This window comes from Pararoseomonas sp. SCSIO 73927 (genome assembly GCF_037040815.1).
Classification (GTDB): domain Bacteria; phylum Pseudomonadota; class Alphaproteobacteria; order Acetobacterales; family Acetobacteraceae; genus Roseomonas.
Map to the genome: position 1 here is coordinate 1677353 of NZ_CP146232.1, position 21669 is coordinate 1699021.

The 21669-nt window shown below is 71.0% G+C and carries 17 protein-coding genes; 6 read left to right on the forward strand and 11 right to left on the reverse strand.

Features of this window, described 5'->3' with window-relative positions; all coding sequences use genetic code 11:
• Positions 1 to 121 precede the first annotated feature (121 nt).
• From VQH23_RS08000 to VQH23_RS08025, 6 genes are all read left to right on the forward strand, one after another.
• Complete coding sequence (locus VQH23_RS08000) at positions 122 to 553, forward strand: hypothetical protein (protein ID WP_338665104.1); 432 nt, start codon at positions 122 to 124, stop codon at positions 551 to 553.
• A 52-nt stretch (positions 554 to 605) separates the two neighbouring features.
• Positions 606 to 800, forward strand: a complete 195-nt coding sequence (locus tag VQH23_RS08005; protein ID WP_338665105.1) for a twin transmembrane helix small protein — start codon at positions 606 to 608, stop codon at positions 798 to 800.
• 188 nt (positions 801 to 988) lie between these two features.
• Positions 989 to 1738 (forward strand): electron transfer flavoprotein subunit beta/FixA family protein, encoded by a 750-nt coding sequence (locus tag VQH23_RS08010; RefSeq protein ID WP_338665106.1) that lies wholly within the window; start codon positions 989 to 991, stop codon positions 1736 to 1738.
• Positions 1739 to 1740: 2 nt separating this feature from the next.
• Complete coding sequence (locus tag VQH23_RS08015) at positions 1741 to 2658, forward strand: FAD-binding protein (RefSeq protein WP_338665107.1); 918 nt, start codon at positions 1741 to 1743, stop codon at positions 2656 to 2658.
• Positions 2655 to 3545, forward strand: a complete 891-nt coding sequence (locus tag VQH23_RS08020; protein ID WP_338665108.1) for a 3-hydroxybutyryl-CoA dehydrogenase — start codon at positions 2655 to 2657, stop codon at positions 3543 to 3545. The genes VQH23_RS08015 and VQH23_RS08020 overlap by 4 nt, the downstream gene beginning before the upstream one ends.
• Before the next feature lie 255 nt (positions 3546 to 3800).
• Complete coding sequence (locus VQH23_RS08025; RefSeq protein ID WP_338665109.1) at positions 3801 to 4499, forward strand: restriction endonuclease; 699 nt, start codon at positions 3801 to 3803, stop codon at positions 4497 to 4499.
• A gap of 3 nt (positions 4500 to 4502) precedes the next feature.
• Here the strand turns inward: VQH23_RS08025 and VQH23_RS08030 are convergent, their stop codons facing one another.
• The 11 genes from VQH23_RS08030 to rfbC form a co-directional block, all read right to left on the reverse strand.
• Entirely contained in the window at positions 4503 to 6569 is a 2067-nt protein-coding gene (locus VQH23_RS08030) for a glycosyltransferase (protein WP_338665110.1), read from the reverse strand.
• The gene (locus VQH23_RS08035) at positions 6566 to 7546 is read right to left on the reverse strand and encodes an NAD-dependent epimerase/dehydratase family protein (protein WP_338665111.1); all 981 of its coding nucleotides are present in this window, start codon (positions 7544 to 7546) and stop codon (positions 6566 to 6568) included. Before VQH23_RS08035 ends, VQH23_RS08030 begins: the two co-directional genes overlap by 4 nt.
• Positions 7543 to 8808: a glycosyltransferase family 4 protein gene (locus VQH23_RS08040; RefSeq protein ID WP_338665113.1), complete on the reverse strand. Its 1266-nt coding sequence runs from the start codon at positions 8806 to 8808 to the stop codon at positions 7543 to 7545. The genes VQH23_RS08035 and VQH23_RS08040 overlap by 4 nt, the downstream gene beginning before the upstream one ends.
• Positions 8808 to 9755 (reverse strand): glycosyltransferase, encoded by a 948-nt coding sequence (locus VQH23_RS08045; protein ID WP_338665114.1) that lies wholly within the window; start codon positions 9753 to 9755, stop codon positions 8808 to 8810. Before VQH23_RS08045 ends, VQH23_RS08040 begins: the two co-directional genes overlap by 1 nt.
• Before the next feature lie 2 nt (positions 9756 to 9757).
• Positions 9758 to 14167 carry a rhamnan synthesis F family protein gene (locus VQH23_RS08050; protein ID WP_338665115.1) on the reverse strand — a complete coding sequence of 1470 codons (4410 nt, stop codon included), beginning with the start codon at positions 14165 to 14167 and terminating at the stop codon, positions 9758 to 9760.
• A gap of 96 nt (positions 14168 to 14263) precedes the next feature.
• Positions 14264 to 16300, reverse strand: coding sequence for a hypothetical protein (locus VQH23_RS08055; RefSeq protein WP_338665116.1), 2037 nt, complete (start codon positions 16298 to 16300; stop codon positions 14264 to 14266).
• An 86-nt stretch (positions 16301 to 16386) separates the two neighbouring features.
• Positions 16387 to 17781 (reverse strand): glycosyltransferase family 4 protein, encoded by a 1395-nt coding sequence (locus VQH23_RS08060; protein ID WP_338665117.1) that lies wholly within the window; start codon positions 17779 to 17781, stop codon positions 16387 to 16389.
• A gap of 96 nt (positions 17782 to 17877) precedes the next feature.
• Entirely contained in the window at positions 17878 to 18750 is an 873-nt protein-coding gene (gene rfbA, locus VQH23_RS08065; RefSeq protein WP_338665118.1) for a glucose-1-phosphate thymidylyltransferase RfbA, read from the reverse strand.
• A complete protein-coding gene (rfbD, locus tag VQH23_RS08070) occupies positions 18747 to 19649 on the reverse strand; it encodes a dTDP-4-dehydrorhamnose reductase (RefSeq protein ID WP_338665119.1) in 903 nt (300 codons plus the stop codon). Before rfbD ends, rfbA begins: the two co-directional genes overlap by 4 nt.
• A complete protein-coding gene (rfbB, locus tag VQH23_RS08075) occupies positions 19646 to 20758 on the reverse strand; it encodes a dTDP-glucose 4,6-dehydratase (RefSeq protein ID WP_338664186.1) in 1113 nt (370 codons plus the stop codon). The genes rfbD and rfbB overlap by 4 nt, the downstream gene beginning before the upstream one ends.
• An 11-nt stretch (positions 20759 to 20769) precedes the next feature.
• On the reverse strand, positions 20770 to 21315 hold the full coding sequence (gene rfbC / locus VQH23_RS08080; protein WP_338666072.1) for a dTDP-4-dehydrorhamnose 3,5-epimerase: 546 nt from the start codon (positions 21313 to 21315) through the stop codon (positions 20770 to 20772).
• Between the last annotated feature and the right edge of the window lie 354 nt (positions 21316 to 21669).

Genomic DNA, 21669 nt, shown 5'->3' on the forward strand with positions numbered 1-21669 from the left:
TCTCCTCATGCGTTCTTCGGGCGGCGCGGGGCCGCCCGGCGCACCATCTTTCACGGCAAGGGGCGGCGCTTCCAGCCGCCTCCGCCGCAACCCTGCCCCCCCGAACCTTGCCGGAACCCCGATGGACCTGCCCCCCGACCCGCCGCCCATGGTGGAACTGATCGAGGCCCGCCTGGAGCGCCTCGACCTCTCGCCGGAGGAGGCTTTCCGCCGGGCCGGCCTGCCGCCCGATCTCCTGCTCCGGCTGCGGGAGGGCACCGCCCCGGTACCGCGCGGGGCCCGGCTGGTGCGGCTGGCCGAGGTGCTGGGAACCTCCGTCTCCTGGCTCGTGGGCCTGGACCCGGACGTGGCCCCGCCGGCGGAGGTGCTGGAGGAGGACCAGGGCAGCCTCGGGCTGCTGGCGGGGGATGAGGAGGCGCTGCTGCGCGCCTACCGGGAACTGGATTTCGCGACCAAGGCGGCGCTGCTGACGGTGGTGCGGAAGATGGCCGGGCCGGAGCCCGTGCCGGAGGTGCCGGCCAAGGGATCGGCCAAGGGAAAACGGCGCGGCTGAATCGTGACGGGACCGTTGCGCGGGCGCGGCGGGTGCCCACATCCCACCCATCATGATCACCTTCCTCACGATCCTCGTTGCCCTGGGGATGCTCGGCACGCTGGGCACGCTGCTCTTCGGCATGGTCGGCATGGTTAAGGGCGACGGCGACCCCCAGCGCTCCAACGCGCTGATGCGCTGGCGCGTGACGCTGCAGGCCGTCACCCTCGTCCTCTTCGCGCTGCTGCTCTACCTGCTGCGAGGCTGAAACGCGGCCCGCCCCGGGCCGCTTGCCGCCTCCCAGGGGCCGCCTTATAGACCCCGCTTGACTTCGCGAATGCGACGCCCTGCCCCCCTTCGCGGCAGGGCGTCGCCCGCCTTCCAGGGGCCGCCCGCGGTCCCCCAAACGCACCGACGAACCCCTCGCGGTGCCCGCCAGAGGACCCGTCAGCCGGCATGAAGCTCCTCGTCCCCGTCAAGCGCGTGGTGGATTACAACGTCAAGGTCCGGGTGAAGCCCGATGGCTCGGGCGTCGAGACCGCCAACGTCAAGATGTCCATGAACCCCTTCGACGAGATCGCCGTCGAGGAGGCCGTGCGCCTGAAGGAGAAGGGGGTGGCGACGGAGATCGTCGCCGTCTCCATCGGCCCGGCCCAGGCGCAGGAGCAGATCCGCACGGCGCTCGCCATGGGCGCGGACCGCGGCATCCTGGTCGAGGCCGAGGGCACGGTGGAGCCGATCGCGGTGGCGAAGCTGCTAAAGGCCATCGTGGACAAGGAAGGCCCGCAGCTCGTCATCATGGGCAAGCAGGCCATCGACGACGACATGAACGCCACCGGCCAGATGCTCGCCGCGCTGCTGGGCTGGGGCCAGGGCACCTTTGCGAACAAGGTGGAGGTCGCCGATGGTGCGGCCAACGTGACCCGAGAGGTGGATGGCGGGCAGGAGACGGTGAAGCTGACGTTGCCGGCGGTGGTCACCACCGACCTGCGCCTGAACGAGCCGCGCTACGCCAGCCTTCCGAACATCATGAAGGCCCGCAAGAAGCCGATCGAGACGATGAAGCCCGCCGATCTTGGCGTGGACACCGCGCCCCGTCTGAAGGTGATCAAGGTGGAGGAGCCGCCGAAGCGCCAGGCCGGCGTGAAGGTGGCGTCGGCCGCCGAGCTCGTCTCCAAGCTGCGCAACGAAGCCAAGGTGATCTGAAGATGACCGTCCTCGTTCTCGCCGATCACGACGGCAAGGCCATCAACCAGCCTACCCGCTCCGCCATCGCCGCCGGCACCAAGCTCGGCGAGGTCCACCTGCTGGTGATCGGGCCGGAGGCCGTGGCGCAGGCCGGCGCAAAGATCGCCGGCGTCGCCAAGGTGATCCACGACACGGCCGAGCACCTGCTGGCCGAGCCGGCGGCCGCCCTGCTGCAGGCGCTGGCCGGGAACTACACGCACCTGCTGGCGCCGGGCTCCGCGCTCGGCAAGAACGTGATGCCGCGCGTGGCCGCGCTGCTGGACGTGCAGCCGATCAGCGACATCTCCGCCGTGGTGGACGCCGATACCTTCGTGCGCCCGATCTACGCGGGCAACGCGCTGGCGACCGTGCAGTCCTCGGACGCGAAGAAGGTCATCACCGTCCGCGCCGCCTCCTTCGACCCGGCCGAGGCCGAGGGCGGCTCCGCGACCGTGGAGGCCGCGCCCTCCGCCGCCGATCCGGGTGTCTCCACCTTTGTCGGCGCCGAGATCGTGAAGAGCGAGCGTCCCGAGCTGACGGCGGCCCGCGTGGTGGTCTCCGGCGGCCGCGCCATCGGCTCCGCCGAGAACTTCAAGATCCTGGACGGGATCGCGGACAAGCTCGGCGCCGCCGTCGGTGCTTCCCGCGCCGCGGTGGACGCGGGCTACGCACCGAATGACCAGCAGGTCGGGCAGACCGGCAAGATCGTGGCGCCCGAGCTCTACATCGCCTTCGGCATCTCCGGCGCGATCCAGCACCTGGCGGGCATGAAGGACAGCAAGGTCATCGTCGCCGTGAACAAGGACGAGGAGGCGCCGATCTTCCAGGTGGCCGACTACGGCCTGGTCGGCGACATCTTCAAGCTGATCCCGGAGATCGAGGCGGAGCTCTCCAAGTGAGTGACGCGGCGCCGACCATTCAGTCCGTCGGCGTCATCGGTGCCGGCCAGATGGGCAACGGCATCGCGCATGTCGCGGCCGCATCGGGCCTCGCCGTCACCATGATCGACGTGAAGGCGGAGGCGCTGGATAAGGCGCTCTCCACCATCCGCAAGAACATGGAGCGTCAGGTCGCCAAGGGCAGCCTCTCGGCCGAGGACCGCGACGCGGCGCTCGGCCGGCTCTCCACCGGGACGGACATGGCGGCGCTCTCCGGCGCCGACATCGTCATCGAAGCGGCCACCGAGCGGGAGGAGGTGAAGAAGTCGATCTTCGCCGCCCTCTGCCCGCACCTGAAGCCTTCCGCCATCCTTGCGACCAATACCTCCTCCATCCCCATCACGCGCCTTGCGGCCTCCACGGACCGCGCGCCGCGCTTCATCGGCATGCACTTCATGAACCCGGTGCCGGTGATGAAGCTGGTGGAGGTGATCCGGGGCATCGCGACGGACGAGCCGACCTACCAGGCGACCGTTGCCCTCGCGGAGCGCATGGGCAAGACCATCGCGACGAGCGAGGACTTCCCGGGCTTCATCGTTAACCGCATCCTGATGCCGATGATCAACGAGGCGGTCTACACCCTGCACGAGGGCGTGGGCGACGTGGCCTCCATCGACCTCGGCATGAAGCTCGGCACCAACCAGCCTATGGGGCCGCTGGAACTGGCGGACTTCATCGGCCTGGATACCTGCCTTGCCATCATGCAGGTGCTGCACGAGGGCATGGGCGACAGCAAGTACCGCCCTTGCCCGCTGCTGGTGAAGCACGTCGAGGCCGGCTGGCTCGGGCGCAAGACCGGCCGCGGGTTCTACGACTACTCGGGCGAGAAGCCCCGGCCGACCCGCTGATCGGCCCCGGGGCGGGGAGGAGCTCTCCCCGCCCTGGATCTTTCCCTCATCCCTGTCCCATCGGGCTGCAGCGGGCCGCTGCGGCCGAAATCGTTGTTCGGACTGCAAAAACCTGCCCCGAACTTGCCGGGCGGAGTTGAAGTACTTTGTGAAGAACGGCACCTAATAGGCCTGTCGAAGGTGCTTGCCCCGAGTCGCAAGCCCTGACAGGCCGCCCGGCGGCCCGCCGGTGATGTCTGGCCGGCCGGAGTCGCCATGGGAACGGGGATTCTTCTCGCTTCCGTCGCGCTCCTCGCCCTCGCGGTCCTCTTTCTCCTCCGCGACGATGCCGCGGCGTCGGAACTGCCCGCCAACCTCTCCCCGCGCGACTTCGAGCGTCACTGCGCCAACCTTCTCGCGGCCCGGGGCTGGTCCGTCACCCTCGGCCGCGGCTCCGCCGACCAGGGCGTGGACGTGCTGGCACGCAAGGGCGGGCGCTCCGTCGTGCTCCAGTGCAAGCTGCACGCGCGGCCGGTCGGCAACCGGGCGGTGCAGGAGGCACTGGCCGGCCGCGGCTTCGCCGGGGCGGACCTCGCGGCGGTGGTCTCCAACGCCACCTACACGCCCGCAGCCCACGCCCTGGCGGCGCGGGTGGGCGTGCTGCTGCTGCAGGTCTCGGACCTCGCGCGGGCGGACGCGCTGTTCCGGCGCGGAGGTTGGGAAGCGCCGCCGGTGACGGTGCAGCCGAGCCGGGCTCCTCGTCGCGCGCGCGGGCCGGGACGCAGCAGGGCGACGCGGCCGTTCTGCAAAGGGCTGGTGCCGGCAGGGCTGCTGGCCGGCCTCATCCTGCTCTGGCCGCAGATGCCGCCGGCCCCTTCGGACCGGCCCGGCCCGCGCCGGACCGTGTCGCGCCCGTCGCCGTCGCTGCCACTCCCTCCTCCGGTGCCGCCCGGCCCGCCCCGGAGAGCGGGATAGGGTCTACCCTTGATGCAGCGCCAGCCGAGGAGGGAAGGCTGGCTGCCATTCCATGAACGGTGCCAGGCTGAGGTTCGGGTTGTGGAACGGGTCCGCCGCGACGACCTCCGCCCAGCGCTGCCGCATGCGCGTCACCTCCAGCGTCTCGGAGGCCCGGCGCTCCCCGGCGTAGTGGTCTCCATAGGTCTGCAGTTCGTGGTGATGGAGTTCGGCCTCCGCGGCGTAGACGACGGAGTGGCCGGTCTCGCCGACGCGCAGTGCGAAATCCACGTCGTTGAACGCACTGGGGTAAGCCTCGTCCAGTCCGCCCGTTCGCTCATACAGGGTGCGCCGCACGAGCATGCAGGCGCCCGTGACGACCGACAGCTCCTGTGAGACGACGGCGCGGGACATGTAGCCGGGCTCCGCGCGCGGCAGGAAGCGGTGCGCGTGGTCGCAGAGGCCGGCCAGCCCCATGATCACTCCCCCGTGCTGAACCCGGTCGTCCGGGTAGATCAGGCGTGCCCCGACCATCCCGACCTGCGGATCCTTCATGAAGGCGGTCATCCAGCGCAGCCAGTCCGGCCGGATCGGCGAGACGTCGTCGTTCAGGAGCAGGATGTGCTCGCCGCGCGCCCCGGTGGCCGCGCGGTTGTTCGCGGCCGAGAAGTTGAAGGAGGGCGCCTGCAAAGGCATGACCGTCACGCGGTCATCGGCCAGCAGCGTCTTCGCGGCGGCCTGCTGCGCGGCATCCAGCGGGCCGCGCTGCATCACGACCACGCGGACATCCATGGCCGGGTAGTCCGTATCCCTCAGCACGGCGCTGATGCAGCCGAGTGAGTGCGGTTGCCGCAGGGTGGAGGGAATGATGACCGTCACATGCCCCAGCGGTGCGTCGTCCCGCAGGGCGAAGCGCAGCGGCTCCCCGGGAGAGCAGTGGAGGGCGGGACCGCAGACCTCCAGGTGCTCCGCCACGAGAGCGGCGAGCTCCGCCGGGAGCGCTGTCCCGGTGTCCGCGCGGCGGTGGGAGAGGATGTAGGGGATGCGCGCGCTGAACTGATCCGGCGAGGCGCGGTACCGCCGCAGCCAGAGGTCGAGGCGAAAGGCCTCCGCCCGCGCGGTGGGTGCCGGAAGATGCCGCTGCAACGTGCCGCGCGAGACGAGCCAGAGACCCTGCGCCGGGAGGCCGGACAGCATGGCGACGTGGCTGGGCACCGGCTTGAAGCGGGGGGCGTGGCGGCTTCCCTGTCCCGACAGGTCATCCTCATCCGCCACCACGATGTCCGGGCGACCGAGGGCGAGCAGCTGTTCGCCCGCCAGCCAGCCGACATGGGCCGGCAGAACCTCGCCCGCCTGGAGGAGGCCCAGGTAGTCCACGTCCTGCGCGGCGAGCCACGAGGCCAGGTCGCCTCCGGAGGCGCCGGCGACAACCATCCGCGGCGGCGGCTGCGGCTGGGCGTCGAGACTGGCGAGGGTGGCTGCCAGCGCGTCCGGTGTCGCGCCTCCCGCGAAGACGACGTAGCCCAGCGACGCCCGGGGTGTCTCCGGGTCGAAATCCTCACCGGACCAGCGGTCGAAAAGCCGGACCCACTCGTGGTAGTGCGCCGGCGGCGGATAGGCGGCCCGGCTCATCTCCGCCAGCAGCTCGCGCAAGCCTCGGAAGAAGGATGCCGGGCGAGGCAGCTTCCGAAGGATTGGGAGGAGCGAGCGGAAGGGTGTCCGCGCCAGCAGCCAGGCCGAAGCCACCGCCCGGCTAAGCCGCATGAAACGCGGCTCGCCCGCCCGAACCCCCACGGCCTCAGGGCCGATGGCAACTAGGCGTACCACGCCCGTCCCTGGCGGTACCGCCGCCAGGACCTGCCAGTCCCCGCTCTCCGGACCCGGAGGCAGGTAGAGGGAGATGTCCGGCGCGGTGCCCCGCCCATCCGTCAGCACGAGGATCAGCAGCGTGCCTTCGGTCGCACCCGTCACCGGGAAGGCGATGCGGTTCCAGGCCCCGACGGCGTGGGCCGGGGGGGTGATCTCCCAGAGGACGGTACGGCGTGGGCGACGGCCCGGGGATCCGGCAGGGTAGGGCTGGATGGATGTCATGGGGCCCGAACTGCAACGGCGGGAACGCCGCCGGTCCCGTAGGTCTGGCGCAGCCACTCCGCCGTCTGGCGGAGGCCTTCCAGCCATCCCACCCGCGTGCTCCATCCCAGCTCGGCGCGGATGCGGGACACGTCTAGGACGTTCCGCGGAACATCGGCGGGCCGATGGGGAAGGTGGCGCACCTCCGCATCCTGAAGGCCCAGCACCTCGTCCACCGAGGCCACGACCTCGTTCACGGAGCGGCCGGTGCCGGACCCCACGTTCATCACGCGATGGCGGCCCTGATAGACCGCCGCGGCGAGCATGGCGCGGACCAGGTCATCGACGTGCAGGTAGTCGCGCACGGTGGATCCGTCGCCCCAGATCTCGATCGGCTGGCCGGAGAGGCGGCGCAGGATGAGGTTCGGCACCAGCCCCTGCCCGCGGCCGGGGCGCTGATAGGGCCCGTAAGGATTGGCGACGCGCAGCACCATGGCCTGCATGCCGTCCCGATAGGCGCGAAGGCCGAGATGCTTCTCGACCAGCAGCTTGTGAACTCCGTAGACGGAGATGGGGTTCGTGGGATGGTCCTCCGGGATCGGCAGCACCGCGGTCGGGCCGTAGACGGTGCCGCCGGACGAGACGAAGACCAGGCGCCGCGCGCCGGCGGCCTCGCAGAGGCTGAGCAGTTCCAGCGACGCCGCGGCGTTCGTGCGCAGGTCGCCCGCCGGGTCCCGCTCCGCCTCGCCGGGAACGCTGCCGCCGAGAAGGTGGAACACCACCTCCACCCCGTCCAGCGCCCTGGCCAGGGCCACGTGGTCGCCGAACTCCGCGTCGGTCCAGGCTTCCGCCGCGGGGTTCTCGGCGAAGTCGGGCGCGCGGCCGAAGCCGTGCACCTGCGCCCCCGCAGCTGCGAGGGCGCGACAGAGATTGAAGCCGATGAAGCCGCCCGCGCCGAGCACGAGGCAGCGCCGGCCGGCCAGGGCCTCCGGCGTCATTCGGCGGTCTTCAGGAAGCGCTCCATCGCTTCCGTCATGCGCTCGAAGGTGAACTGCCGGCTCACCTCCTGCCCGCCAAGCGCCAGCCGCTGCCGCAGCGCGGGATCGCGCGCGAGGCGGGCGATGGTTTCCGCCAGGGAGGCGGGATCGCCCTTGCGGAACAGCAGGCCGCTCCGCCCATCCTCCACGATCTCCGGGTTGCCGCCGATGTCGGAGGCGATGGTGGGGATCCCGCAGGCCAGCGCGTGGATGAGGGTGAGCGAGAAGGGCTCGTAGAGGGAGGGGAAGAGGTAGATGTCGTGGCGGTCGAACAGCGCGGGCAGCTCCGCCTCCGGCACCACCGGCTCCATCACCATGTCGGCCGCGCGCGGGCTGGCCGCGAGCAGGGCCCGGAAGCGCTCGAGATAGGCGTGGTCCTGCCCGTCGCCCACGATCGTGAGGGTGATCCGCTCCACGCCCAGTTCGGACGGGTTGAGCAGGGAGAGAGCCTCGACCGCCGTATCGGCGCCCTTCAGATCCACCAGCCGGCCAGCGAAGAGCAGGCGCAGATGGCCGGGCCGCACCGTGGCGGCGCGGTCCGGCGCCGGGCCGGTGCGCGGCGACTGGCGCACCCCGTTGTGGATCACGCGGTGGGAACGGAAATAGGTGCCTCCCGCGGCGTAGAAATCCCGCATGAAGCGCGCCCCGAAGACCGCCTGCAGCTGGCCCCGCGGCGTGATGCCGGCCAGCCGCTGCAGGCGGCGCTTCGCCCGCCCGGCCATGGCGCGCCAGGCCGGCGGCGGCGGGGGCGGCACGAAGCGGCCGGGGCCGTGCACGATCTCGCGGAAGAAATCGGCCACGAAGGCCGGGTTCCGCATCACGAGCAGCCAGTTGTCCGTGAGCATCACGACGGTGCGGTAGGGGCTCGCCTCCAGCGCGTCGAGGATCGAGGCGTCGAGGAAGAAGAGGTTCCAGGCGAAGACGACGTCCGGCCGCACCTCGTCCAGCACCGCGCGCAGCCGCTCCAGGTTGCGCGCGTTCACGGCGGCCCGGTCCTCCGCCGTGCCGGGGAAGGGGATGTAGATCTCGCTGCCCGTCAGCAGCTCCAGCGTCCGCAGCACGCGCTGGCCCGGGTACTCCGCCACCTTGCCGCCATGGGCGCTGGTCAGGACCGTGATCTCGTGGCCGCGCGCCGCGAAGTCCGAGGCCACCTCGTGGCACAGCCGCTCGTAGCCGCCGACGACGTTCGGTGGGTAGAGATTGCTGAGGAAGAGGATCCGCATCAGGCCCAGTCCAGCATGCGCGCGCGAAAGGCCTCGTCCGCCAGCAGGGGGCTGGTGTCGAGCCGGCCGCCACCGTGACGGCGCAGGTAGGCCATGCAGGGCGGCACCATGCGCGTCAGCTCGTGCCGCCGCAGCACCTCCGCCATTCCGCCCGCCGCGTCCCAGTCCGGCTCCGGCGCGCCGGGCCGGTCCCAGAGCAGCGTGAGATAGGCGGCGGCGGAGGCGGCCCACTCCACCCGCACCTTCCGATGGTCCTCCGAGATGGTGTTGGCGCCGTGCTGGCGGTAGCACAGCAGCGGCTGCTCCAGCAGGGCGATGCCGTACCCCAGCGCCAGGGCCCGCAGGGCGAAGTCCAGGTCGTGCGTGTAGCGCAGGGCCGCGAAGCCGCCGATCCGCCCGGGCAGGTCGCGCCGGAACAGGTAGTTGGAGGTCGTCATCAGGAAGTTGGCGTTCACCAGCGCGGTGGCCGTGTCCCGGCCCTCGCGGAACGCCATGGCCTCCCGGTACCAGCCGTTCTCCACCGGGGCGCCGTTCCCGTCCATGAAGGCGATGCCGGAGGCGGCGAGGGCGGCGCCCGGCTCCGCGTCCAGCCGCAGCACCAGCGCGTCCAGCCGCCCGGGCAGGTAGGCGTCGTCGGAGTTGAGGACCGCGACGAACTCGCCTGTCGCCTCGTCCAGCCCCTCGTTGATGGTGGCGTGCGCGCCCTGGTTCGGCCTGCTGCGGAAGCGGATGCGCGGGTCGCGCACGGCAACCTGCCGCATCGTTTCGGCCGAGGAATCGGTCGAGCCATCGTCGATGACGATCACCTCCCGCAGCACCGGGCCCTGGGCCAGGGCGCTCTCCACGGCCGCCCCGATATAGGCGGCGTGGTTGTAGAGCGGGATCACGACAGAGACGCGGCCGGCGCCCGCAGAGGGCAGCCGCGCCTTCCGGAACAGGCCGAGCAAGCTCAGAACCCTCGCGCGGCGAGGCGGCGCGCCAGGCCCGGCGGCACCCGGGTAACCAGGGGCGCGGGCTCCTGCCGCACCGGCAGCATCACCGGCCCGGTCAGCGCGGCGCCGTGCTCGCCGAGGAAGCGGTCCAGCTCCTGGGGGCTGCGCGCCGTGACGATCGTGCCCGTCTCCGCGTAGAGCGCGGGCTGCGCGATCTTGAGCCAGGCATGGCCGCTGCGCTCACAGGCCAGGAAGTAGAGCCGCTCGATCGCGTGGGCCGGCGTGTGGTCGAGCTGCGCGCCCTCCGCCGGGAAGTCGTCGAAGGACAGGTTCAGGTCCAGCAGGGGCTTCAGCGCGGCCGGGCGGGCCCAGAACATGGAGCCCGAGGGGAAGTCGAGCGCGCGCACCGGCGAGAGCGCGATGCCCATGCGCGCGGCAAGCTCCTTCGCGGCGTCGTAGTTGCCGTTCCAGCCGATCCAGCGGCGGATCGCCTCGTAGTGCTGCGGCGCCATCATCCCGAGCCCCGGCAGGCGCGCGAAGGCGTCGAGGATGCTGGCGACGCCCTCCCGCGAGCCCATCAGGTTCTCGAAGAGGAAGCTGCGCCAGGGGGCCAGGAAATGCGCGTGCTCCGACTTCTTGGAGTGCAGGTGCAGCACCAGGTCGTGATCCGCATGGGCATCGGCGAAGCCGACGAGCTTCGGCGCGATGTCGCGGCCGCGGTTCGGCACCACCCGCACCTCCACGCGCCCCCCCTCCCAGTCCGCGAAACAGGCGCGGATGATCGCGGCCTTCTCGGCGGTGTCGGTGGAGAGGAAGATGTTCGCGGGAACGGGCAGGTTCCGCAGGTAGGCGCGAACCTCGCGCCCGATCTCGGGATGATAGAGGTGGCAGATCACGGCGATGCGCGGCGCCGGTACCGGAAGCGGCGGAAAGTCGAAGGGAATGGCCAAGCTGTAGTCGGATTCGGCCGGACGGCTGGTGTTCGGCTCACCGGCGGCCGGCGGCGGCGCGGGGCGCCGGCGCTCCGCCTCCACGAGCGCCTCGGGCCTGCGGCGGGTGATCGGCATGGCGGCCACCAGGGCGCGCACCGTGGCCGTGAAGGCCTCCGGCGAGCAGTCCTGCCGGACCCGCTCCAGCGCGTTGCAGCGCAGCGCTTCCCATAGCGCCCGGTCGCCGTACAGGCGGGCGCAGGCGGCGGCGAAGGCGGCCGCGTCGTCGGCGACCAGCACCTCCCGGCCGTCCTTCCAGTCGAGCTGTTCCGCGATGAGCGAGGTGACCACCATCGGGATGCCCAGCACCGCCCCCTGCAGGGCCTTGAGCGGGATACCCGCGCCCAGTCGGCTCGGCACCACCATGACGCGCGCGTGGGACAGCGCCCCACGCAAGTCCTCCACCATGCCCTTGAGGTCGAGTGCGGTGCCGTCGAGTGCGCGCACGCTCGGTGCCTCGACCATGCCGATGGCGGTGAGCCTCACCTCTGTCCCGAGATGGCGGCGAAGGGCGGGCAGGACGTCCTGAGCGAACCAGCGGACCGCGTCCGCATTGGGCGCGTCATCCGACTGGACCGCGCCCAGGAATACGATCTGGTCGCGCTCCTCGTAGGCGCCGGGCAGGGGCTCGTCGTCGATGGCGTGGCTGAGGACATGCACATCCGTTGCGCCATAGGCCTTGAGCGTCTCCTGTTCCGAGGCGGACACGGACAGGGCGGAATCCGCGAGCCGCGTGAGCGCGACCTCCGCGGCGACCATCTCGTGCCGCTCCTGATCCGGCGCAGGATCGCCACTGGCGGTCCGGCGCTGCAGCGTGCGAGTGACGAACAGCGCCTCGGCGTCGTAGATGACGCGCGCCTGCCCGATCAGGTCCCGCTCCGCGCCGATCGCCTGCTCGAAGGACGCCATGTTCGGTGGGCGGCAGACGATGATCGCGTCGAAGTGCCCGCGCCGGGCGTTCAGGTAGGCGCGGAGCTGGGATATCTCGGCCGCGATCAGGACCTCGATGCGCTTGTCGAGCGCGCGGCGGACGCCGTGCCAGGTCTCGGGATGGCGGAAGACCGGGAACAGCGTCACATCGGCGCCGGCCCGCACCAGCTCGTGAAGCAGGCGGTTGGCGCGCGGATAGCCGGTGCCGAGCTCCACCTTCGGGACGCGATCCTCGATGACCAGCACGCGTGGCCGATCAGAGCGCGTGGTGCGGGCGGCGATCACGTTCATCGGATCCAGCGGGAACTGGCCGTCCAGCCACGCGCGATGGGTTTCGGTGAAGATGCGGTGGTTCGCGGCCTGCAGCGCCAACGCCGCGTCAGAGGAGGCGGAGCTGCCGAACTCGTAGTGGATGATCGCCACGTCCGGGTCGAAGACCACGCGCCGCCCGCTCTCCCAGAGGCGGAGGCAGTAGTCAGTCTCCTCGTAGTAGGCGGGGGCATAGCGCTCGTCGAAGCCGCCCAGCTCCTCCCACACCGCGCGCGGCGTGAGGAGGAAGGCGCCGGAGCAGTAGTCCACGTCGCGCTGGAACATGTAGTCCGGCCCGTTCGGGTCGTCGCCGCGGCCGAAGCCGGAGGCGGCACCGTTGCGCCAGAGGATGGAGCCCGCCTCCTGCAGCGTCCCGTCCGGCAGGATGATGCGCCCGCCCACCGCGCCGATGTCGGGGGCAGAATCCAGCGTGCGGAGCGCCGACGCGACGGCGCCGGGCAGGAGCTGCGCGTCGTTGTTCAGGAGCAGCAGGGTGCGGCCGGTGGCGGACCTGGCTGCGCGATTCACGCCCTTGAGGAAGTGCAGGTTCGTCTCGCTGCGGATGACCGTCGCGCCATCGATCCGGTCCAGCAGCTGGTCCGTGCGGTCCGCCGAGCCGTTGTCGAGGATCACCACCTCGATCCCCGGCGCATCCTTGCCCGAGAGCGTCTCCGCGATGGAGGCAAGGCAGCCGAAGGTCAGCTCCGCCTGGTTGTAGAGCACGAGGATGATGCTGACCTCGGGCGCCTCGGCCCGCGGCAGTTCCAGGCGCGCGGTGGTGGCCAGGAAGGCGCTGAGACGCGCGGACAGGGTGGCGCGCATCGCCGCTTTCACCGACGGGACCGCGGGCGCCTCCGCTGCCGGCGCCTCGGCCTGCGGGGGCGGAGCAGCCGGCAGGGGCGGGGGCAGGCTCGGCTGTGAGAGCGATGGTGCAAGGCGCCGTTCGCGCAGGAGCCGCACCGCCACACGCAGGGGCCGGGTGATGCGCCAGGACGTGGAGCTGACGTAGCGGGCGGCGACGGCCTGCGCGGTCGCGTCGACCGAGGCAGCAGCCGCTTCGGCGCGAGCCGAGTGATGCCGCACCTCCGCCATCATCGCCTCGCGGTCCTGCTGCGCCTGCAGGAGGCGGACCTCGTACTCGTGCCTCTGGTTCCGCAGATCCGCGTTGAGGGCGACGGCGAGCTGATCCCGCGCGTCGATGATCCGGTCGCGCGTCGCGAGCGCCGCGGCACGGGCGGCGGCGGCGTCGCCGAGCGACGCGATCATGACATCCTTGGCGGCGGTTACCTCGCGCTGCGTGAGTAGCAGGGCATCCTTCCAGGCCAGTTCCGCGCGCAGCGTCTCGGCCTTCCCGCCCAACTCCGCCCGGGCGGCTTCCGCGTTCCCGGCAGCGGCCTGGATCTGGCCGGTCAGGTCCGCAATATGGGCATCCTTGATGGCAATCTGGCCGCGCAGGGCGAGGATCTCCGCCTGGCGCTGGAAAGTCTGGCCACGCATGGCGACCTGCCGGCGAAAGGCCGCTGCCCGCTCTCCATCCAGGCTGAAAAGGGTGCGCAGGGCCGGCGCTTGCTCCGGCCCGACGCCGAGCACGCCGAGACCGTTGGAGTGATCGAACGCGAAGGCAGGATACTCGGCGCGCAACTCCTCCCAGAGGCGCCAGACGCCGAAGCCGCGCTCGCGGACATTGATGTCGTGGAAGAGGACGACGCCACGGGACGAAAGAGTGGAGCGCCAGGTCTCGAAATCTTGGCGGACGGCTTCGTGGCTGTGCAGACCGTCAATGTGCAGGAGGTCGATGCCGCCATCCGGCCCTCCATCGGGGAAGTAGCCGCGCGCCTCGTCGAACGTCATGCGGAGCAGGGTGGAGAAACGGGAGAAGTGCGCGGCGTTGAAGCGAGCGACGTCGGCGTAGACCTCCTCACCGTAATGTCCGGCGTGCTCGTCACCCTGCCATGTATCCACGGCATAGGCGCGGGCTCCCGGACAGAACGCCTCGATGGCCTGGCAGAACGCGAAGTACGAGTTGCCGGAATGGGTCCCCAATTCTACGAGGCTTGCCGGGCGCAGGGCTTTCACCAGCCAGAAAGCGAACGGGATGTGGCCGACCCACGGACCTGGCTCGGCGATGCGCACCGCATTCCAGGTCAACTCGTCGCCGATCGCGAGATCCTGAACTGGATCCGGCATCGTCTCAGCCATCTGTCCTCGCCCATCCCCGCCCTTCGTCCGACTGGGCGCGCGACTTTATAGGGCGAGGCTCCTGAATCCACAAAGCAGGGTCACCCGGGCGCGGGACTACCCCGGTGTCTCTGCCCTGTCCGTCCTCAGGGCACGGAAGCCGAGCCAAGTGCCGAGGACCGAGAAGATGATGACGAAGGGCAAAGCCGGCGAGAGGTAAAGGAGGTTCGCCGAAGGGATTGAGGTGGCGTCGAGATAGGCGAGCAGGGCCAGGCGGGCCGAGAATGCCGCGCCGCAGCCGAGCATGAGCGCGATCAGGCACGCCGGCACGGGCCGGCGGCGGTGGCGGACCAGGGCGAGCAGCAGGCCGATGAGGCCCAGCCCTCCCAGGACAGGGAAGCCGTTGGCGTAGCCCGCGCCGATGACTCCGGCAATGCTCGTCTGCACGGAGCGCCGGCGCGATCCCATCCGATCGGTGTCCAGGCTCGTCAGGAGGTCGCCGTAGAGCCGGACCGTCCCGGTATCCAGGATCATGCCCTGGCGCGCGCTGTCCCAGGGAAGGCTCACGCGCGGGCCATTCTCCACCTCTACGACGATGACGCACTGCGAGGGCGGGCATGATGTCTCTAGTGCGAAGGCGAGGCCGTTCATGTCGGGGTAGGTGCTGCGGATGTAGTCGCCCGGCCAGCGCGCAACGGAGGCCGACACCGTGACTCCCTCCGGCCCGCGCAGGCTGATGTCGGGACGGCCGGCCGTGGCGCCGACCCAGCCCTGCAGCCGCCGTTGTGGGCCATCGGGGGGGAAGACCGGTCCGACCGCATCGGCGAAAACCTGGATCGCGGAGCGTGGGCCGATGCTGGGCGCCGACCCCACGGGGCCCTCCCGCATGGTGACCAGACGCTCCAACAATGTGACGGCCGCGCCGGCTGCGTGGCGCAGGTACTCGACGCGGAAGGGTGGTGCGAGTGTGGCGCGGCGGGGCAGGCAGTCCAGCCGGCCGCTGTCACAGGCCTCGTCGATCTCGGACGCCAGGCGCAGGTAGAAGTCGCGCGCAGCGACCGCGGAGCGGCCATGCCCCGCGGCGGTGACGGCATCCCGCAAGGCCCACATGAACCAGCCCGCGAGGATCTCGGGGCATTCCACCGCGCTGGGCATCAGGGACTGCGTGCAGCCCACCCGGCGCCATCCTTCACCTCCGGCCCCTTCGAAGTACGGCTCCAGTTCCCGTGCGGCAGGGCTGGCGGCGTAAGCGCGCTGGCGCGCATCGCGCGGGAACACGACCAAGCGGCGCCAGTGGTCGTGCCGGATGCGTGAGAGGGCGCCGTAGCCGCGCTCGAAGGCCCTGGACTTGAACTCGTTGTTCCCACTCACGCCGTAATGGGCGGCGTTCAACCAGGACACCGTACTGAGCCCCGCGGCGAAAACTCCCCCGGCCAGGAGCAGCGGCAGCGCCGATGCGGAGAGGCGGACGACGAGGCGGTTGGCCCCTGCCGGCCCGGCTTCCCTCCACCTCGGCCAGAGAAGGCCGGCCAGGGCCGTGAGGAGGACAACGGCGAGGGCGGGCAGGAGCCAGACGCCTTCCTCCCGCGTGAGCCAGTAGCCGGCCGCAACAAGGCCCAGGCAGACGCCCAGAACCGCCCGGTGCCAGAGCTTCGACGCGGGTGGCGGGAAGGCGGCCAGAACCGTGAGGAGAACCAGCGCCAGCGACAGGCTGATATAGAGATTCTCGCGGATGACCCGGGCAAGGGAGAGCGACCACAGGGCCGGGTTGAAGGCGAGGACCGCGAAGATCACCAAGCCGAGCCAGCGACGGCCCGTGCAGCGCGACACGAGGACGGCCGCCAGGGCGGAAGCGCCGAGATAGCAGGCCTGCTCCGCCACGCGCAGCGGAATGGAGAGGAAGGACGAGGTGGCGATGAAAAGGGGATAGAATATCCCCTTGGCCAGGGTGAGGTTATCATAGGGGCCGAGCCACTCGCCGGCGAGAAGAGAGCGGGCAAGCCGGATGAAGAGCGCGTCATCGGCCTCCGCGCTGCCGATCGCGTGCACCGGGAAGCCTGTCCGAAGCCAGAGGCTCAACCCGGCGATGCCGAGCCACGCGGCGAGCCGGACCGCAGCAGCCCAGCGCTCCCTTTCAAGTGTTGCGAGCGCCATTCCGTCCGATGTTCCCGGGTTCGCGAAGGACTTGCCCTTAGCACCACGTCGGAGGCTGAACCACCGACCCGGCCCGGACAGGCGGGCTATAGCCCTATCGTTCGGAGTAGCGCATCCAGCCTGGCCCGCCAGGCATCGAGCGAGAGGTGGAAGGCGGCATAGCCCAGGCCTTCGGCGGAGAGCCGGCCCCACAGGACCTCGTCCGTATAGGCCTCCCGCAGCCGGGCCGCGAACGCCTCCGGCTCGTCCGCGATCAGCACGCCACCGCCGTCGCGCAGCGACATGCCCTCCGCGGCCACGGGCGTGGCGATGCAGGGCACACCGGCGGCAAGGCTGGAGGCGACCTTGCCCTTCGCCCCGGCGCCGAAGGTGAGTGGGGCCACGGTGAGGCGAAGCCCCTCGAACCACGGGCCTATGTCCGGCAGGTGCCCGAGGGCGCGCACCCGGCCGGGGATCCCCTCCAGCAGCCCGGTCGGGAAATCGCTGCCGACAATGGTCATCTCGAGGTTAGGAAGGTCGCGGAGGACGAGGGGCCAGATGGCAGCAAGGAAGTGCCGCACCGCATCGACGTTCGGGGCATGGGCGAAGCCACCGATGAAGCCGATGCCCGAGCGGCGGCCGAAGGGCGCAGTGGGCGGGGCGAGGGGACGGGCGAGGGGCAGCTCCGCCACCAGGGCCTCCGGTATCCCCTGCGCCAGCAGATCCAGCTCCGCCCGGGAGACGACGATCGTGGCGTCGCTCCCCCGGATGATTGCCTCCTCCCGCTCGCGCACCATCCCGGCGGCCGCAAGCCTGGCCTCGTCGCCCGCCTGCAGAGCCCGCCGCTCCTCGCGCAGGAAGGCGAGGTCAATGGAGTTGAAGACGATGCGGGCCTGCGGCGCGTCCCGAAGCAACTGCTCCAGGAACCGGCCGCCGCAATAGACGCGGCAGAGGACGCAGAGGTCCAGGGATCCGCCTCTGTCCCTCAGGAAGGCTTCCACGGAGGGGGCATCGGCCATCGTGAGGCATCGGATGCCCAGGGCGTCCAGCGCGTCGCGGGCCGGGGAAGGGTACCCGTGGTCCCGCGCCGCGGCGAGCCGGACGTCGAAGCCGAGTTCCCGCAGGCACTGGACAAGGTTGACGATATCGACCGAGCCCGAATCACGGTCCGGCTGCGGCCAGTGGTCGTCGATGACCAGGACCTGCCCGCGGCTGGCCGGTCGCGGCGCGGCCGGTGGAGGCGGGGATTTCTGCGCCGCCGGCTGTTCTGCGCTGGTGCGGGAGCCCCGCAGGAGGCTGGGGATCGACGAGGCCAGCCGCTGCCTGATCCGGCGAGCCCGCATCAGGGCAAGGCGGGCAGGGTGCGACTGCATGCGCAGGACCTGGCCGCGCAGCACCTCCAATTCGGCCTGCACGTCCTTCAGGCGCTTCCTGTCCCGCCGCATCTGGCTGGTCAGCGCGGCGGCGGTAACGACCGGCTCGCATCCCTCCTCGGCTCGCACGGGAGAGGATGGCCCGGAGACGATGGGCGGGGGACTGGTCACGGCGCTTCGTTCACCGGAACGCCTTAGCAACCGTCGGCGGCACTGGGAAGAGGGTCACCGCCGTTGGTTGAGCAGGCCTTCGAGGTAGTGGCCGTAGCCGCTCTTGCGTTGTGCTTGTGCGAGGGATTGGAGGGCGGTGTCGTCGATGAAGCCCATGCGCCAGGCGACCTCCTCGGGGGCGTTCACCTTCATGCCCGTGCGCTTCTCGATGGCGCGCACGTACTCGCCGGCTTCGAGCAGGCTGTCATGGGTGCCGGTGTCGAGCCAGGCGTAGCCGCGGCCGAGGCGGATGACGCGCAGGCTGCCCTCCTCGAGGTAGAGGCGGTTGAGGTCGGTGATCTCGAGCTCGCCGCGGGCGGAGGGCCTGACGCGGCGGGCCATCTCGGAGGCGCGGCCGTCGTAGAAGTAGAGGCCGGTGACGGCCCAGTCCGAGCGCGGGCGCGCCGGCTTCTCCTCGAGCGAGAGGGCGCGGTAGGCCTCGTCGAACTCGACCACGCCGTAGCGCTCGGGGTCGGCCACGCGGTAGGCGAAGACGGAGGCGCCGGGGCCGTTGGCGCGGGCCTCGGCCAGGCGCCCGTCCAGCTCGGAGCCGTGGAAGATGTTGTCCCCCAGCACGAGGGCGGAGGGGGCGCCGGCGAGGAACTCCTCGCCCAGGAGGAAGGCCTGGGCGAGGCCGTCGGGGCTGGGCTGGGCGACGTAGGAGAGGCGGATGCCCCACTGCTCGCCGGTGCCGAGCAGGCGCTGGAACAGGGGCAGGTCGTGCGGGGTGGAGATGATCAGCACCTCGCGGATCCCGGCGAGCATGAGCACCGAGAGCGGGTAGTAGATCATCGGCTTGTCGTAGACGGGCAGCAGCTGCTTCGACACCGCCATCGTCGCCGGGTACAGCCGCGTGCCGCTGCCACCCGCCAGAATGATGCCCTTCATGCCCTGTTCCCATCGGGGCCGATGAGCGCGTCGAGGCAGCGCGAGAGGGACTGGCGCCAGTCCGCAGGCCGGATGGCGTGAACGCGCGCGATGCGGCCGCAGTCCAGGCGCCCGTCCGCGGGACGGCGGGCGGGGGTCGGGTACTCGGCGGTGGTGATGGCGCGCAGCTGCGGCGTCCGGACCCCGCGCGCGGCGGCGCCCTCGAAGATCGCGGCGGCGAAGTCGTGCCAGGTGGCGTGCGGGGCGCCCGTGAGATGGAAGACGCCGAAGGCCTCGTCGCCGGCCGGGGCGGCGGCCAGGCGCGGCAGCATGCGGGCGATGGCGTCGGCCAGATCGGCGGCGAAGGTCGGTGCGCCGTGCTGGTCGGCCACGACGGAGACGGTCTCGCGCTCCTGGCCGACGCGCAGCATGGTTTTGACGAAGTTGTTGCCGTGCGGGCTGCAGACCCACGCCGTTCGGATGATCGCGCTGCGGGGATTGGCGGCCATGACCGCCTGCTCCCCCGCCAGCTTGGACTCGCCGTAGACGCCGGTCGGGCCGGTCGGGTCGTCCTCGGCATAGGGCGCTCCCCCGTCGCCGGGGAAGACGTAGTCCGTGGAGAGGTGGACGAAGGGCAGGCCGCGGGCGGCGGCGGCCCCGGCGAGGAGCCCGGCGCCGGTCGCGTTCACGGCGAAGGCGAGGTCGCGCTGGCTCTCGGCCTTGTCCACCGCGGTGTAGGCGGCAGCGTTGACGACCGCGTCCGGGGAGGCCGCGTCCACGGCGCGGGCGATGGAGGCCGGGTCCGTCAGATCCAGTTCCGGCGCTTCCTGGGCGATCACCTGGTGCCCGTCCCGCGGGAGGCGATCCAGCAGCTCGAGCGCGAGCTGGCCCGTGCGGCCGGCCACGAGGATGCGCATCATGCCGTGTCTTTCTTGTTGTCGGGGAGGAGTCCGAGGCGTTCTCCGGCGTATGTGTCGCGCAAGGGTCGCCACCAGGCCTCGTTGTCGAGGTACCATCGCAGGGTGCGCTCGATGCCCTCCTCGAAGGTGAGGGTGGAGCGCCAGCCGAGTTCCCTCTCGGCCCTGGTGGGGTCGATGGCGTAGCGGCGGTCATGTCCCGGGCGGTCGGGGACGAAGGTGATGAGGTCGCGGCGCGGGGCGGGGCCCTCGTCGGCGGGGTCCTCGTTGGTGGGGCCCTCGTTGGTGGAGCGGGGGCGGAGGCGGTCCAGGGTGTCGCAGATGGCGTGGACGACCTGCAGGTTGGTGCGCTCGGCGCGGCCGCCGATGTTGTAGGTCCGCCCCGGGGTGCCGCGGGTCAGCGCCGCGGCCAGGGCGCGGGCGTGGTCCTCGACGAAGAGCCAGTCCCGCACGTTGCCGCCGTCGCCGTAGACGGGGAGGGGCTTGCCCTCCAGCGCGTTGAGGGTGACGAGCGGGATGAGCTTTTCGGGGAAGTGGTAGGGCCCGTAGTTGTTGGAGCAGTTGGTGACGATCGTGGGCAGGCCGTAGGTCTCGTGCCAGGCGCGGGCCAGGTGGTCGGAGGCGGCCTTGCTGGCGGAGTAGGGGGAGCGCGGGTCGTAGGGCGTGCTCTCGGTGAAGGCGCCGGTGGGGCCGAGGGAGCCGAAGACCTCGTCGGTGGAGACGTGGAGGAAGCGGAAGGCCGCGGCCCGGGGGGCGTCGTAGCCGGCCACCAGGGCGCGGGCGGCCTCCAGCAGGGCGAAGGTGCCGACCACGTTGGTCTGGATGAAGGGGGCGGCGGAGGCGATGGAGCGGTCCACATGGCTCTCGGCGGCCAGGTGCAGCACGGCGTCGGGGGCGTAGTCGGCGAGGGCGGCGCGCATCCGCTCGGCGTCGCAGATGTCGGCCTGCAGGAAGGCGAAGCCGGGGCGGCCCTCGCAGGGGGCCAGCGTCCGGCGGTCCCCGGCATAGGTGAGCTTGTCGACCACGAGCACCTCGTGCCCGAGCTCGAGAACCAGGTGCCGAACAAGAGCAGAGCCGATGAAACCGGCACCACCAGTGACGATCACGCGCATGGGGGGGGCGCTCAGAAATAGGCCGGCAGGTCGCGCAGGCGCGGGTGCCGCTGATCCCTGTCCGAGAGCACAGGCCCTTGCGGCAGCCCGAGGGACGCGAAGTCGGGCCAGGGCAGGGCGAGATCGGGATCGTCCCAGGCCATCCCCCGGTCGCAGTCCGGAGCGTAGTAGTCGGTCACCTTGTAGGCGACTTCGGTATCGGGGCGGAGGGTGAGAAAGCCGTGGGCGAAGCCGGCGGGCACATAGAACTGCTCCCCGCTGTCGGCAGCGAGCTCCACCGCCACATGGTGCCCGAAGCTCGGCGAGCCACGGCGGATGTCCACCACCACGTCGAGAATAGCGCCCCGCAGGACCCGGACCAGCTTCGCCTGGGCATGCGGCAGGGCCTGGAAGTGCATGCCCCGGAGGGTCCCGAGAGTGGCGGAGAGAGACTGGTTGTCCTGGACGAACGCATCCGAGACGCCTACGGCCTCGAAGTCACGCCGGCTGTAGGTCTCCATGAAATAGCCTCGGTGGTCGCCAAAGCGGCGCGCCTTGATCAGGAGAGGGCCGTCGATGGTGAAACCCGAAGCGGAGACGTTGCCGCTGACCCGTTCCCTCTCGGTCGATCTGGCGCCGGTCGAAGCTTGCTGACGCATTCCCGAGGCTGTCGTCATTCAGGCCCTGCATTGGTCGTGTGTAAACACGGCATTGTCCGAACCGGCCTTGGCCGAGCAAGACGCAATCTGCACCGCAAAGTCGCAAACGCGGTATTGTGAATTTTTATCACGGTGAATGTGTCCCGGACAAGCCCTGCACCCCGTCCCGTCGGACGATCCGCCACGCCCCAAAACTGCGAACTCGCATTTCTCTCCGGCCCATTCCTCTGGCCGACAACCTCATGCTCCCGCATCGGGGTCGCGTAAGCCTTC

Excerpts from the sequence above, each read along its gene's own strand:
- VQH23_RS08000 (WP_338665104.1), top strand. The coding sequence starts at position 122 with ATGGACCTGCCCCCCGACCCGCCGCCCATGGTGGAACTGATCGAGGCC.
- VQH23_RS08005 (WP_338665105.1), top strand. The coding sequence starts at position 606 with ATGATCACCTTCCTCACGATCCTCGTTGCCCTGGGGATGCTCGGCACG.
- VQH23_RS08010 (WP_338665106.1), top strand. The coding sequence starts at position 989 with ATGAAGCTCCTCGTCCCCGTCAAGCGCGTGGTGGATTACAACGTCAAG.
- VQH23_RS08015 (WP_338665107.1), top strand. The coding sequence starts at position 1,741 with ATGACCGTCCTCGTTCTCGCCGATCACGACGGCAAGGCCATCAACCAG.
- VQH23_RS08025 (WP_338665109.1), top strand. The coding sequence starts at position 3,801 with ATGGGAACGGGGATTCTTCTCGCTTCCGTCGCGCTCCTCGCCCTCGCG.
- VQH23_RS08030 (WP_338665110.1), bottom strand. The coding sequence starts at position 6,569 with ATGACATCCATCCAGCCCTACCCTGCCGGATCCCCGGGCCGTCGCCCA.
- VQH23_RS08035 (WP_338665111.1), bottom strand. The coding sequence starts at position 7,546 with ATGACGCCGGAGGCCCTGGCCGGCCGGCGCTGCCTCGTGCTCGGCGCG.
- VQH23_RS08040 (WP_338665113.1), bottom strand. The coding sequence starts at position 8,808 with ATGCGGATCCTCTTCCTCAGCAATCTCTACCCACCGAACGTCGTCGGC.
- VQH23_RS08050 (WP_338665115.1), bottom strand. The coding sequence starts at position 14,167 with ATGGCTGAGACGATGCCGGATCCAGTTCAGGATCTCGCGATCGGCGAC.
- VQH23_RS08055 (WP_338665116.1), bottom strand. The coding sequence starts at position 16,300 with ATGGCGCTCGCAACACTTGAAAGGGAGCGCTGGGCTGCTGCGGTCCGG.
- rfbA (WP_338665118.1), bottom strand. The coding sequence starts at position 18,750 with ATGAAGGGCATCATTCTGGCGGGTGGCAGCGGCACGCGGCTGTACCCG.
- rfbD (WP_338665119.1), bottom strand. The coding sequence starts at position 19,649 with ATGATGCGCATCCTCGTGGCCGGCCGCACGGGCCAGCTCGCGCTCGAG.
- rfbB (WP_338664186.1), bottom strand. The coding sequence starts at position 20,758 with ATGCGCGTGATCGTCACTGGTGGTGCCGGTTTCATCGGCTCTGCTCTT.